8 protein-coding genes are annotated in these 14,707 nt (G+C 36.2%); 5 read left to right on the top strand and 3 right to left on the bottom strand.

Translation table 11 applies throughout. The features are described 5' to 3' along the window. The first annotated feature begins 414 nt into the window (after window positions 1-414). Window positions 415-825: a hypothetical protein gene (locus tag GVN22_RS19945; RefSeq protein ID WP_166552772.1), complete on the top strand. Its 411-nt coding sequence runs from the start codon at window positions 415-417 to the stop codon at window positions 823-825. A 10-nt stretch (window positions 826-835) separates the two neighbouring features. Continuing rightward, complete coding sequence (locus tag GVN22_RS19940; RefSeq protein ID WP_166552771.1) at window positions 836-2,704, top strand: DUF4132 domain-containing protein; 1,869 nt, start codon at window positions 836-838, stop codon at window positions 2,702-2,704. Window positions 2,705-3,130: 426 nt separating this feature from the next. Here the strand turns inward: GVN22_RS19940 and GVN22_RS19935 are convergent, their stop codons facing one another. Continuing rightward, complete coding sequence (locus GVN22_RS19935; RefSeq protein WP_166552770.1) at window positions 3,131-5,959, bottom strand: glycosyl hydrolase; 2,829 nt, start codon at window positions 5,957-5,959, stop codon at window positions 3,131-3,133. Between the two features lie 483 nt (window positions 5,960-6,442). On the opposite strand from GVN22_RS19935, the gene GVN22_RS19930 reads away from it, so the two are divergent. Continuing rightward, on the top strand, window positions 6,443-10,705 hold the full coding sequence (locus tag GVN22_RS19930; RefSeq protein WP_166552769.1) for a T9SS type A sorting domain-containing protein: 4,263 nt from the start codon (window positions 6,443-6,445) through the stop codon (window positions 10,703-10,705). Window positions 10,706-11,011: 306 nt separating this feature from the next. On the opposite strand, the gene GVN22_RS19925 is transcribed toward GVN22_RS19930, so the two are convergent. Beyond that, on the bottom strand, window positions 11,012-11,449 hold the full coding sequence (locus GVN22_RS19925) for an RDD family protein (protein WP_166552768.1): 438 nt from the start codon (window positions 11,447-11,449) through the stop codon (window positions 11,012-11,014). A gap of 156 nt (window positions 11,450-11,605) precedes the next feature. Next, window positions 11,606-12,256, bottom strand: a complete 651-nt coding sequence (locus GVN22_RS19920; RefSeq protein ID WP_166552767.1) for a VOC family protein — start codon at window positions 12,254-12,256, stop codon at window positions 11,606-11,608. Between the two features lie 141 nt (window positions 12,257-12,397). Between GVN22_RS19920 and GVN22_RS19915 the strand changes: the two genes are divergently transcribed. After that, complete coding sequence (locus GVN22_RS19915; protein ID WP_166552766.1) at window positions 12,398-13,075, top strand: response regulator transcription factor; 678 nt, start codon at window positions 12,398-12,400, stop codon at window positions 13,073-13,075. Then, window positions 13,072-14,439, top strand: a complete 1,368-nt coding sequence (locus GVN22_RS19910) for a HAMP domain-containing sensor histidine kinase (protein ID WP_166552765.1) — start codon at window positions 13,072-13,074, stop codon at window positions 14,437-14,439. The genes GVN22_RS19915 and GVN22_RS19910 overlap by 4 nt, the downstream gene beginning before the upstream one ends. Window positions 14,440-14,707: the final 268 nt, after the last annotated feature.

The following is a 14,707-nucleotide window of genomic DNA, read 5'->3' as shown; positions in this document are numbered from 1 at the left end:
TTTGCGTCCTTGCATACCTTTAAAATACGCATTTTTAGCCAATTTTCCAAGGTAAAATTAAAGGTTCTCAACAAGATAGAAGTCTATGGTTATTTATATATATTTGAGTTGTGCAACAGGCACATGGGTTTTGAGTCAGGCTGGGTGACGTGCAAACATAGAGCTTTGTGCTTCTATGTAACTTCAGTGCAGGTTGACAGTTTTGTGCTCCGAAACCCACCCCGAACGCAAAGGTCGAAACCGTCAGGCTGTGAAAGAACGAACTTGAGTCCTTTTTATACGCGGACACCTATCAGAGATTTTTTTAATTATTTAGATATTTTGATACTTTTACCAAATTCTCGGTAAACTCGTTCTCGTTGGAAGAAATGAAATAACAATAGAAAATGATTGAATCATTAAAAATGAAAACAAATGGAAGTAACAATAAAAGTTCATGAAAAGTCAATCAGTAAAGCCAATTTTGAATATAAATTCATAGTTACGTCAGACACCATTGAGGTAAAAGAATTAATATTAGAAAAGGTTAGACAAGAGGTACTTTCATACAATGAAAATATTGTTGAAAGTTTAAAGCAAATTAATATGTCCAATGCTTTTGAAACCGCTCTTAATGATGAGGCAAAAACATCTTTAGGAAATAAAAGAACATTAGAATTTGAAGATATAGAAAAACAATACTACACTGCCTTAGATGGTTTTAGCAAAAGTAAATATTTCATTTTTGTTAATAATAAGCAATATCATCATTTAGATGATAAAATAGAAGTCACACATAGTATGAATGTATTATTTATGAAAATCACGCCTCTTGTTGGCGGTTAAGTTTTACCAGATGATAAATATTTCAAATATTGCAGATCCAACTATTAGCCACGAATGGAAGGTCGTAATCGAATTCTTGGCTTCTCACACAGAACCCAAAAAGAATCCTCCAAAGTCATGGTACAAGGAATTATCCTCTTTAATTAATAGGAATATTAGCTTGGGAGAGTATGAATCTTTTTTGTTAGAAAATCTTAAATCTTTCAAAAAAGAAATACCAAACTTAGTATCCAGATACTCAGAAAATGATTATGCAAAAAGCCCTTTCATGAGAGGATTTTTACATAGCTCAATTCTATTTCTAGAAAACACAAAAATAACAGATATCATTGAAGATATTACTGTTACTTCTTTTAGTAAAGGCGCACAAGGTGTCCCTATTGGAAATGATGCTTTATATATCCTATCCGATTTACCTGTAGATAGAGTCGTGGGGTCACTTGGTAAACTTAGGGCTAGAATAAAAAAAGGACCTGTTCGCTCCAAAATTGCTACTATTTTAAATAATATTGGTAAAAAACATGGGAAAACAGCTAATGAATTAGAGGAAATGTCTATCAGTGATTTTGGATTAAATAACCAAAATGAACTTGTTTTTTGTGTAAATGATTGGAAAGGCATCATTTCTTTTGCCACTGTAAATCAAAGTGAAATATCTTGGACAAACGGGACAAAAGTACAAAAATCTCCTCCCAAAGAAATTACAACAGCTTTCAAAGAAGATTTGAAAGAATTTACTGAAAATATAAAAGAAATAAAAGAGCAACTTGCTAGCCAATGTTTTCGGATTGAATCTTTTTATTTAAATGATGTAAAATGGTCTTTTGAATATTGGGAAAAGTATTATTTGCAACATAATCTGGTTAGTATTATAGCCAAAAATTTGATTTGGGATATAGTTTGGGAAGGAAATAAGGTAAATGTAACTTGGAGCAATGGATATTTTATAGATTCTAATCAAGCCATAGTTGAGAATATTCCTACTAATGCCACTGTTTCTTTGTGGCACCCTATTTATTCTACGATTGAAGAAATTCGAAATTGGCGCAAATATTTTAATGAAAAGCAAATTATACAAGGCATAAAACAGGCATTTAGAGAAGTTTATGTCTTGACTGATGCCGAACTGAACACAAAGTCTTATTCTAATAGATTTGCTGCTCATATCATTCAAGTGGGGACTTATCTTACAAAATCAAGAAGCAAAGGTTGGATGGGTTCAGCATTATTAATGGAAAATTTTGCTTTAAAAATCCCTCATTTTGATATAAAAGCGGAGTTTTGGATTCAACGTATTAGTCAAGAAGGGGAAGATTGGTATGGTACAGGCTTAGGTGCAACAGATCAAGTAAGATTCTATAAAAATAAAGAACAGATTGATTTAAAGGATGTACCACCAATCGTTTTTGCTGAAGTAATGCGAGATGTGGACTTATTCATCGGTGCTTCAAGTATAACCAATAATCCTTATTGGACAGATAACGGTACAGGCAAGAATACAGATAGTCAAAGTTATTGGTATGAACATTCTTTTGGCTCACTACGAATGTCTGGTAATATTAGGATGGAGACGCTGAAAGAAATAATTCCAATGCTATCCATCAAAGATGTTTGTAGTTTTGAAGGTAACTTTCTAAAAGTTCAAGGGAAAATTAGAAACTACAAAATACACGTTGGAAGTGGGAATATCTTAATGGAGCCCAATGACCAATATCTTTGCATTGTTCCTGATTCTTCAAATAGAATGGCAAAAGAGAAGATATTTTTACCATTTGATAACGATGAAACATTATCTATCATCATTAGTAAAGCTTTATTGTTAGCAAAAGATAACGAAACAACTGACAGTACAATTATTTCTCAAATAACAAGTAAATAAATATGAGTCATCCCTAATTTTTAGGATTGGGATTATTCTCCAAATTTTTATCAAAAAAGCGGTCGAAAAATATGTTTTCGACCGCTTATTGATGCTACTATGCTAGATATGAGTTGGTCTAAGACGCAATCATTGCGTCTCTACTGATGGAAAACAAATTTTTACATAATCACTCAACCACTCATTCACTAAATCGCTAAATTCGGGATGACTCATGTTTAACTCATGAATAAGTCAGCGTACTTACTCTCGTCTGACAATACGCCTGCCCTTAACATAGTAATTATGAAAAAGAGACTGAGGGAAGTTACTCAATCGTATGGGCGACCCTGTTTGGGACAAAACCCAGCACCAATTTCACATCCATGGTCAGTGGAACACTCGCCAAGGATAGAAAAATTTATATTCACAATTCACCATTAAAGCTTACTCAACCCGTTTTGCCTCAATCAATCTTACTGGACCCACTAAACCAGATGGTTTTGGCGACCATTTTGAAGCGTCAAAAAGACCTTCCTTATTACGATTTTCGGCTAGTCTGGCGGCCATGTTGATGTTATAATACTTTTTCCAAGGCATTCCATTTTTATCCATCCAAGCCATACGGTTCGCCATTAAATTCGAAACTTGTATCTCCAACGTGTTTTGGTCTTGTAATAGGTTCGAGGGAATCTCAACGGTGTATTGTGGTCCTATCAAAGTTGCCACAGGTTTACCGTTTATGATGACTCTTGCAGTTTCGTGTACTTCTCCTAAATCCAACATCCAGTGTTGCGCATTGCCAGATGGCTTGGCAAAAGTAGTTTTGTAGCTGGCTGTTCCCGAAAAACGATTCAATGCTTCCTCCGACCATGTAGTCCATGAGCTTAAGGTCGAAATCGTTCTGGTTGCAGGAAGTTCGGGACCGCCTTCTACGAAACTAACTTGCCAGTTGTCCTTAAGTTCCTGAGCTTTTTCTGCTGGTGCGAAAAACGGATATTCTTTTCCTTTGAGAAGATTTGGCGAAACTTTTACGATAATTGACTCATTGGGCTTGAGCGAAACAAATACAGAAGTCCCCGAGTCAGCTTTTTGTACTTTTCCAATGCCTGACTCGCCAGTCATCGGGTTGAAAATAGCCGTGCTAAAGCCTTTTCGTTGTAGATTTACCCAATCAGAAAACGTCGTTTTATTCTTATTCCAAACGAAATAGATGGTTTCGTTCCCCATTTTTTTACGAATAAAAGACAACCCTTGTTGAGATAAGGTTTCCTCTTTGACGCCATGAAAAGCCAAGAGTTTTTCAAATGATTCTCCTACACTTATTTGTCCCAAGCCCACTTTAGCATTCTGAATTGAACCGTTGGTAGATTGTAAGGGAATACTGTTTTTGATTTGAGAAAAAGTCTTTTGTTTTTCCTCCAAATTTCCCCAACCTGCTACCGATTCAGGTAGTGCGTCGATAAACAAAATCTTGGCACCTGCTTTTGCCAAGGTATTCAGTTTTTGCATGGTTGCCAAAGGTATATAAGTACATTTTGGTACTAAAATCACCTTATAGTTGGCATTTATCGCCTGAATTTTTCCGCCAGAAGTGCTGAGCTTTTGTAGTTGACTATCAGAGATAAAATCGTAAGTATAGCCTTTTTCTAACAAATTTTCAGCCAAATGAGAGAGTTCTGGCAAACCCAATTCTTTGCCTAAACCATCGTAGTGACGCAACAGCGATTTGCTAGGTTTTGACCAACTATCCGAAATAGGGAAATAGACAAGCACATCATTGTCGGCAGTAGATTTTTGTAAAAATGACTGCACACGAGTCACATATTGGTTGATACTAGCGAAGTCTTTCCACCAAGGATTGGCAGGTGTAAACTCCGTTGCGGCATAAAATAATCTGCCAGGCCAAGGTTCATTTTCAGGAGAATAGGCAGTTCCATGATAAAAAATATGGTTAATACCCCCTAAAAACATCAAATCAATCGCCTTTTTTACGTCGGAAAGATTTGAGACAAAGTGCTCGTTGAGCCAAGTGGCAGTTTCGGAAGCAACGAGTTTTTTACCAGTCAAGTTAGCGGCGGAACTCGCAAATTTGAGTCTTGGCACTTCCATGCCCTCTGCTTCAGGAATGTCAGCAGCTACGTACAAATCCAAAATATTGGCAGGGGCACCATGACTTTGATTACGGATAATCTTATGGTTTTTATGCGACCAAGAACTCCATACACCCATGTACTTTTCTAAGATTAAGTCAGAAATCGTCTCACGATAATCACAGAGAATACGAGCATTTTTTTCTGGGGTGTCTTTTCCGAAAAGCGCAGGGAGAAAATTCCTTAAATCATAGCCTCTGCGTTTTTGAAACTCATTGAACATATCAGGTGTCCAATCGCTTTCGCCTTTGGCATCGTCTACCTCATAAGAATCGTTGAAATAGCCTCGGAGGTAGCTGATATTGGCATTTTTGAACGCTTTGTCAAAATAAGTAAGATAGTTTTGGATAGCTTTGGTCGAAAAATGGTCAATCACTTCGCCTTCGCCACCAGGTCCAGCACGCTCGACTTGTTTGCCATGCAATCCCATAAATAAAGCCAATAATTTCCATTCTCCTTGGGGAGCAGTCCAGTTTAATTTTCCATTTTTGTCAACCTTATCGGTCAGATTCAAAATTTCATTTTTATCAGAGTAAGCCATCAAAACCTGTAACAGAATTGGGTGCTCAAAACGGATTTGCTCAACAAAATCTTTCTGTAAGTTGGGGTTGAGATAATAAGGTTCTTTTAGGTCTTTGAGATTTAAAGACTTATTTCCTGCCTGAAGCAAAGGCTTTTGGATATAAGTTACCGATTCAGACAAAGTCTGTCCCTCTTTCAAAGTCCAAGATTTTTCGGCAACATATTTACAAGCATCATCAAGACTTACCCACGGTCCACCAAAAGGCCAGCCTGAGGCATTAGCCAAGTCGATACCCATGCCCAATCGCTTACTTTCAGAAAGGGTATGTTCAAACACCTTCACCCAATCAGGAGAAAGGTAATTGATGAATTCTTTTTCTTGATTTTGGACACCATAAATAACTGTAACCTCAGTCCCTCCAAGCCCCACTTGTTTGTATTTTTCTAAGGCTGCTGTTAATCCTTTGGGCGTCACTTGGCTACCATTCCACCACCAGCGTGTCCAAGGTTTCGTTTCAGTAGTAATAGCAGGCCATTGAGTTTGGGCATGGCTCATGATACCAAACCCCAGAAGAGGTAAGATAAGTGTTTTTTTAAGCATAAGTTTATTGTTTAATAAATCAGGTTTTCTTCGGGTAGAAATAGCGTACATACAAAATTTTGCACACTATTTACCACCTCTAATCTAAAAGGATAAGAAAGGGTATTTCTAATGAAAGTAGGGAAGGAGAAAAGCTGCAAAGAAAATGAGTTTGGGTGATGTCGTAGAAATAATTATGGTTAGTGAAGAAATTAGATATTTTATGTATTTTTATGGTATGTTTTATCATTAGTCTAATTTATAAAATTTAATGGATTTTTCTCTGGTTTAGGTATCGCCATAATGGTTTCTATTACTCTATTTCGCTACACCATTTATCTGCAAGTATTTACACTGCATTAGGTGAAAGATATAAGGAATTAGAAAATCGTTTTACCTCAGTGTAGTCCAAAAACAATGTAATCCACATATATGCGCAAATTTCTACTAATACAGCTATTCATATTTGGCTGTTTTCTACAGGTTTTTTCACAAAGCCTAGTTATGACAAAAATGCTCCAACCTGCTCAGAGTACTCTTTGTGCAGGGGCGAAATTTATCATCGCTTACCAAAAAACAGGTAATTTTAACTCTGATAATAAGATTAACCTACAGTTTGTTGACTATTACAGCAGTAGTAGAGTAATCCTAAATATTGATACTAAAGATTCTTCTGGTTATTTGGTAGGAGTGTTTCCTGATTTCTTACGAATTCCTGAGTTAAACTACTATCTTTCTGATAGTTACAATTCCATGACATTGCGGATTGCATCTACTTCACCTGAAGTGGTCTCTGCACCATTGGTTTCATATTCGACTTTCTCACTCGGAATTCGCCCGAGTATCAGAATAGATACAACAAGTACAACTATTGCGCGAGACAAAGTTTTACAACTCAGAATATCTGGCAGTGCTACAAGTCCATTTTCAATTACGACCTCTGAAGGTACGGTGTATTCAGTGAGAAATTATTGGCTATCGTTCGCAGATGAAAGGGTAAATACTTACCCCAATAAATCAGGCGATTTTTATCTTAAAGAGGTTTCAAATATTTGTGGGATAGGGACGTCCCAAGGAAAGGTAAAGCTTTCAGTTTCGGATAATTCATTGTATATCTCCAATTTATCCAGTACAACATATTGTACAGATGGTAATATCAAGCTCAGTATTGAAAAAAGAGGAACATGGAATGCAGATAATAAATTCATGATTCGATTTATAACTAGCAATAACCCTGCTCAGTATTATGATGTGGAGGCAAAAGAATCAGATGGGATTGTTTCTGCAAAAATTCCTGGACTAGTACCACGTACCAGTTTTAATTTAAGTGTGGTGGCTACAAGTCCTTTCACTATTTCACCTGCTCATACAACATCAGTGAATGTAAATGAAGGCGCAAAAATTGATATTCAGTCCGACGCAAAGACTGTTAGATATGGTAGTTTGGCTTATCTCAATCTCAATTCTAGTGGTCTTTCACCTATCAATTTTGAGTTGACGGACGGGTTTAAATACAATATCGGTTACACAGGATCCATTACTTCAATTCCTATTTACCCTACCAAAACTTTAGATTATAAAATTAACAAGTTCACAAGTGAATGTAATACTGGGGAAGGTATTAACGTAAGTAAAGTGACGGTAACGGATGCTATTAAAGTTGAAGAAATATTAACTAAATCGGTTTGTCCTTCAGGGGTGTTTAAAGTGAGATTCTCTAGTCAGCCAGTAATGGAGGTCAATACACCCATAAATATGGCTCTTTTGTTTAGCGATGGAAATAAAACAGCACTTACAGGGAAGGTGACAGAGGCTGGTTTAGCGGAGTTTACTTTTCCGAGTTCAAACCCGAATGAAGGCAAAACCTTTACTTTTGGTCTTTTCCCCAATCCGTTAATAGGTTCAACATTCGAGTACGGAGCTACTCGATGTCTTTTCAAATCAATCCCCAAATTTGCCTACAGTAATACTAGTAACCCTTATATCATTGAAAAACCAAGCTGGGCTTATGGCAGTCTTGGTTTTTCAGGAGGGGGGAGTATTGAATATGAAGATAATTTTGGTAAAAAATCTACACTCTTTATGCCCGAAGGTGGTGTAGCCTATTTTAATTTCAAAGTCTATGCCTCAGATAATATGACATATAAAGTCAATAAGGTATCGAATGAATGTGGAGTGAATAATGATATAAAACTGAGTTTGGATATTCAAGTTTTAAACCCTGTAAAAAGCCTAAAACTCCTAGCGCCATTTGGTCAAGGTTCGACCATTTGTGCTGGGTCTACACAGGAGTTAACCTTACAGCGGAATGGTCCTTTCGACGCTGGTGCAAGATTTTATTTGGATTATTTAGATGATTCAGGTTTTATAGTTGAAGCTGGTGTTGGTGAGTTTATTAATGATAAGTTGTCGTGGATAGTACCCTCAAAGTATTCCACTATCAATTTACAGGTAAGAGCTTCGGCTCCCTATACTACGGGCGAGAGGTATCTTGTGGAGGTTGGGGATATTCCGACTTATTCTGGACCAAAAGAGATTAATGCCATTGTGTCTAATAGCAATTATTACAGTGGGACGTTAAGATTGGATAACAAGCTATACACTACCGCTGTGTTTGATAATGGACAGAGAGTATCGGGATATGGAGGTTACTTAGGTTATTCCTTTGATGTAGTGAATTCTGGTACTTTTGCAATCAAAAAACTAACGAATGGCTGTGCTACAAAAGATGTTGATATCAAAATAAATGTGAGATTGGCTGACAGAGTAGTTGAGTTTAGAGGCATCAACTACAATGTTACTGCATGTGCTGGTAAAAAAATAGAGCTTAGGTATACCGAGATAATGACCAGACCATCAAACCGTGTGGCAAGTTATAGATTAATGCTCTTTAAAGCGGATGAAACCTTATATTCTAAGCAAGCTATTCTGACAGGAATCAAACAGAGTCCTTTTGAAGTAACTTTACCCCAAGACCTAGCGGAGGTTAATTACAAGTTCCGATTAGTTGATGAGTCAGATTCACTCTTGTATAGTTACGCAAAAGAAATTCGAATTCAAAAGGCTCCTAATGTATCTGTTGTTTTGGCTAATAATCAAAAAGATATTGAGCTGAGTTATGGTGAGTCGATTCAACTTAGTATTGTCGATAATGGAAATTCAACTTTTGAAGGTGTTATAAGAGGGAAGACTGGCGAGGCATATCCTATTGATTACTCTAATTATAGTTACATCAAACTTTCACCTAGTTACTCTACAGTTTATACTCTGCCTTCAGTTTCAAATCAGTGTGGAGTACAAGATTTGAATTTTTCTCTTAATGTACGAGTGAAGCCACAAATTAACTGGTCAGTTATAAACCAAAGTTCGATTGGCTTAAACAATATCTGTCGTAATGATAAGCTTCAGATTAATTTAGCTTCTTATGGGGATGTGGATACGACACAACTTTATAAAGTGTCACTTTTTACGTCTGAAAGTGGCGCTTCTGTATACTATGAAATCGCAAAGATTAAACCTTATGGTCGATACTCTTTATCAATTCCAGCCAATGTCCCACTTGGTTCTTACGCGATGGTTTTACAAAATATTTCAACGCAAAAAGTTGATTTTAGAGGTTCGTGGTATGGTACTTTACTAGAGGTGCCAGAGCTTACCATCGCAGGTAATGTCACCACAGTAGCCAATCAGGCAGTTATTTTGACTGTGAAGTCTACAAGTACTGCAGAAGGATACTATTTGTTTAGTAGCAATCCAGCGTTTGAATTAAGTAATGGTTCGATTGGCAAAATCACAAATTGGAGTAAGCAAACAGGTTTTGTAAGTTTTGTAGCCCAAAAATCTGAGACAGTTACCTTAAAATCAGTATCTAACCAATGTGGAGTTGCCGCTGGTAAAGGTTCAGCAACTATAACAGTTTTGCCTGAATCTGCCAAGTATATTTTAACCATGGGTTCAACCTTGAATAATGGTTATAGCTACCTTTGTGCAGGAACAGAAACAAATGTAGGTTTCAAATTAGTAGGTATTACTGGTGCAAATCCTAGTCTTGGACTTGAAATGTCAGATAGCTCAGGGGTTAATTTTAAGGAGATTGAGACACTTGGAGCCTCATATACAACAAATACAATATCCTTTAAAATTCCGAATAACACTCCTGCTGGACAAAATTACCGTTTTAGAGTAATTGCTAAAGAAAGTGGCATAAACTCAACTACGAGTGTTAATCCTCTCGAAGTAATAAAATCTCCTTCAGCCTCATTTGATACCACCGTGTATTATTTCTCACCTGAAAAGAAGGTTGATTTAAAAGTAAAATTGACGGGTAGTTTTCCTGTAAGTTTTAAATTAGGTACAGATGAATTAAACGCAAAAGACTTTAGCGCACCATCCTCGCCATATACTGTTATTTTGAATCCTACGAGTCCAACTAAGTTTAGATTGTTCAACGTTTCTGACTATTACTGTAGCACAGGAATCATCGGTTCAAACTCAACAGTTAGTCTGGAATTAGTCACTGGCTTCGAAGACATCCAAAACTTAGGCGTTACCATTGGTCCTAATCCAGCGACAGATTTTGTTATGATTAATACCGATGAAAATGGTATCAAAGCTGAATTAGTCGATGTTGCAGGCAATGTGGTTTCTGAAACAAAATTGCAGTCTGGCAGTAATCAACTTGACCTCAAAAACTATCCGAATGGAATGTATCTTTTGCGCATTAGCAAAGATCAGAAGGTGGGAATATTTAAGTTGATGAAGTTTTAAGTACGTTATTTGTTAATTGTATATTAGTTATTTGAAGGAGGGTATATTCAAAAAATTAAATCTTTCCTTATACTTAATTGATGTTTTCAGAATAGCGTAAACCTGAGTTATCCCGAGCTTTAGCATTGGGATTATTCTCCAAGTTTTTATCAAAAAAGGGGTCGAAAAATATTTTTCGACCCCTTTTTTGATGCTACTATACTAGATATGACTTGGCTTAAGATGTAATCATTGCGTCTATTCTGATGGAATACAAATTTTTAAATAATCACTCATTCACTCAATCTCAATTCACTCAATTTGAGATTATTTCCAAAATTTATAGTTACCCATCGTAACGGTTGTACCAGCAAATCTGTCGCCAATACGTTGTACTTTTTTCGAATAAATAGCAGAAATAATGGCGCCTAATCCAAGTGTTAGATAAAAATCGAATATCACACCAAGCCATCTGAAAAAGGCATGTTTGGGCTCAATCATTTTCCCGTTGAGTAGCCTTACTCTAAGCCCACAAATGAATTTTCCTAGGGTAAACCCAAAGGAGAGATATTCGAAGAATAGTTCGTACAGTACACAAAATGGAATAAACAAAATCATCTCTTGAAGACCCGTAAATAATCCATCATGAGGGACGATAGCGTCTCGGTTGAGAAAGTCATAAAACTTACCAAAACAGTAATTTAAAAAGATAAGGTCAATGAGTCTAGCAAGTGCGCGAAGTAAGATTATTTTAGTTTTTTGCATGGGTTATTTATTAAACAAATCGGTAGGTCGATCATCATGGTGCTATCAATGCTATGTAGTCTTGATAAATGAGATTTCGTGATAATATTTTAGAAATTAGACAAAACGATTTCATTTTTTCATGAGAAATGCATCGACCTTTACCCACATACTGAACTAAAAATCTAACGTATGTATTTGATTCTCTACCGTAAATTTAATCGAAACGCTATTCTTTTGTGCAGGATGTTGGGTCGGATACCAATTTCTTCCTGTTCTGGACAAAATTAATAAACCATTGTGGTCACCCAAGGCTGTGAAGTCAGAAAGAATTGGCCCTTTTTCAAAATAATTTAATCCATATTCTTGAATTAATTCTTCTGCAAGAGTTAACGGCTCATCACTTACCAAGCCAATTTCACTAACACATCGAATTAAATTACTTGAAAAACTCTCTGAACTATGATCATTCAGGTCTTTACGGGCAATAAATTCTAAAATATTGCCATTATTGTCATAAAAATAGACACCCTGAGCATTCCAATCTTCAAACTTTGTAATAGATTGCTCGTTGGTATCTAGAATTACTTCAACTTTGCTTTGTAACCAACTTAAGGCTGATTCTACTTGGTTTTGTGGAATGTTGAAAGCAAAATGATAAATTGTGTTAAAGGATAGGTTTTCGGTAAAACGTATTAGCGAAGTTCCAACCCTGAAAATCACTTCATGTTGATTTTTCGTTACTACTTCAAAATCGAGGAGTTCTTGGTAAAAAGCAGTAGTTTTTTCAAGATTGTTAGTGAGAAGCTTAATAGAAATAACGTCCATTTTTTGAAAAAGTTTGGGGAGGTTGTTTACCTATTTTAAACCTTTTAGCAGGTAAATCGTTCCAAGAACTCAGGAAAGGTTTTTTACTTTCGTGCTCCTTTTTATGTTGTTTTTACAAAATTTACACTCAATCAACAAGTTATGCATGTATTACTAGTGGAAGATGACCCCAAATTGGCAGGGTTTATTCAGAAAGGTTTTTCTAGCGAAAATATTAATTTAGATATAGCTTACGACGGTTTGATTGGTCAAAGAATTTTGTCACAAAAGCCCTATGACGTGGTAATTCTGGACGTTAATCTACCAAGTATCAATGGATTTGAGCTTTGTAAGTTTGTTAAAAATAATTGGGCATCTACACCCGTGATGATGCTAACCGCATTGAGTACCATCGAAGATAAAGAGATAGGATTCAATGCTGGTGCTGATGATTATTTGGCAAAACCCTTTGAGTTTAAAGAGCTTTTACTGAGAGTTAAGGCACTTGGTCGTCGAAATATGTTTGTTTCTAAACCAAGCAAGATGCTGGAAATTGCTGATTTGAAATTGAATCTGGATACGCAGGAGGTATCTCGTTCAGGTAAAAAGATTGAACTTACCAAACGTGAATACGATTTGCTGGAATATCTGCTACTCAATAAAGGCAAAGTCGTAAGTAGGGTAGATATCTTGGAAAAAGTCTGGGACTTAAATTTTGATACAAATACCAACGTCATCGATGTGTATATTACGTATCTGAGAAGGAAGTTAGATAAAGATTTTGAACCAAAACTGCTTCATACTATTATCGGTAGAGGCTATTCCCTACGAGAAGAATGACCATTAAGCAACGAATCATCATTGCCTTCCTCTTTGTAGTGTCGGCTATTCTCATCTTATTTTCTTTGTATGTGTATTATTCTTATGAAAGCTACAGAGAAAATTTGATGCACGACCGTTTGATTTCGAGAACAGAGGCTACAAAACGCTTTGTAAAAAGCCTGAGTCGATTCAAAAAGGAGTTTTTCTTTCCTTTGAGTGAACAATACGAGGCGGTGTATGATGACAAAAATAAAATCGTTTATACATCAGATGCCAACCATGATTATTTTCCCGAAACAAGTCTTCTGAACCAAATTAGGGCAGAAAAAAAAGTCTATTTTACCTATAAAAATACGCGCTTGGGTTATCCTAAAGAAGGCTTAGGAATTTCCTATTGGCAAAATGGAAGAATATTTGTAGTTATTGTCACCGCCTACGATTTGCATGGACACAACATGAGCGATACGTTGCGGTATTCCATTTTGATTGGCAATCTCCTAGCGCTGATTATTATTAGTTTGACGGGGTATTTTTTTTCAAAAAGAGCTATGCAACCTTTCGACCGCCTCAATGCGCAGTTGGGAGAAGCGGCCATTTCTGACTTTGGTTTTCGTATCAAAAACTTTGAAAATGAATATAATGAGGCATCTGTTTTAGCCGATGCTATCAATCAATTATTAGAAAAAATTCAAAAACTGGGAGAAAACCAAAAACGCTTTATTTCGTACGCTTCACACGAATTACGAACACCTTTAACCGTAACCAAAGGGGTATTACAGACTTCTCTAGCGTATGACCAAAGTGAAGACGCCCAGAAAAACAGTATTCAAGAAGCCCTTACGCAAGTAGATAGAGCCATTGATTTGTCCAATAACTTGTTGTATTTGACAGAAGTAGAATCTATTTCATCCCCGATTTTTATGCACTCAATCAATATCCTCGAATTACTTATGGATACCATTGATGTGATTAATCAGAAATACCCCAAACAGCCACTTAATTTCAAAATTGACGATTCCTTTACCGAGTCAGAGGAGGGAGAACTTGTCAATGGGATGTTCCATTTGCTTCGTTCAGCGCTCATTAATGTGTTGGATAATGCCTGTAAGTATTCAAACAAGAAACCTATATCTGTTATCCTTTCCAAGGAATCTCATTTCTTAAAAGTTGAAATCAAGGATCAAGGTATTGGCATTTCGAAGGAAGATATTCAAAATGTATTTTTGCCAATGATGCGTGGTAAAAATAGTACACATATTCAAGGCTCAGGCATTGGGTTGACTTTGGTTAAGAAAATTATTGAAATCCATAAAGGTAAATTCGACATTCAATCAGAAATTAATCAAGGTACTTGCGTATGTATTTTGCTGCCCATTGTATAAAATGAGGTTATTCGTTAATTGTTTATCAGTGAATAGATTACACTCATAAATAAAAGCATACTGTTTGCTCAACAAACTTTAAATAACTAGTTCAAGACTTAGTCTTGGACTAGTTATTTAAACTGAAGTGATGACTAGCATTTGTTTAAAATTCCAAAAGCATAAAAATGTAACCCTGTAGAGACATAATATTTTACGTCTCCAAACAAATTCTCCGTCTCAAATACTTCCATCTGCCCATTTCCCCATCCTAAAATCACACAATCTT

The sequence above is a fragment of the Cellulophaga sp. BC115SP genome (genome assembly GCF_009905545.1).
Lineage (GTDB): Bacteria > Bacteroidota > Bacteroidia > Cytophagales > Spirosomataceae > Flectobacillus > Flectobacillus rivi.
This window is presented reverse-complemented; position numbering and strand designations above follow the sequence as displayed.

Bases quoted from the DNA above. Each gene is read 5' to 3' on its own strand.
- GVN22_RS19945 (WP_166552772.1), top strand. From the start codon at position 415: ATGGAAGTAACAATAAAAGTTCATGAAAAGTCAATCAGTAAAGCCAAT.
- GVN22_RS19940 (WP_166552771.1), top strand. From the start codon at position 836: ATGATAAATATTTCAAATATTGCAGATCCAACTATTAGCCACGAATGG.
- GVN22_RS19935 (WP_166552770.1), bottom strand. From the start codon at position 5,959: ATGCTTAAAAAAACACTTATCTTACCTCTTCTGGGGTTTGGTATCATG.
- GVN22_RS19930 (WP_166552769.1), top strand. From the start codon at position 6,443: ATGACAAAAATGCTCCAACCTGCTCAGAGTACTCTTTGTGCAGGGGCG.
- GVN22_RS19925 (WP_166552768.1), bottom strand. From the start codon at position 11,449: ATGCAAAAAACTAAAATAATCTTACTTCGCGCACTTGCTAGACTCATT.
- GVN22_RS19920 (WP_166552767.1), bottom strand. From the start codon at position 12,256: ATGGACGTTATTTCTATTAAGCTTCTCACTAACAATCTTGAAAAAACT.
- GVN22_RS19915 (WP_166552766.1), top strand. From the start codon at position 12,398: ATGCATGTATTACTAGTGGAAGATGACCCCAAATTGGCAGGGTTTATT.
- GVN22_RS19910 (WP_166552765.1), top strand. From the start codon at position 13,072: ATGACCATTAAGCAACGAATCATCATTGCCTTCCTCTTTGTAGTGTCG.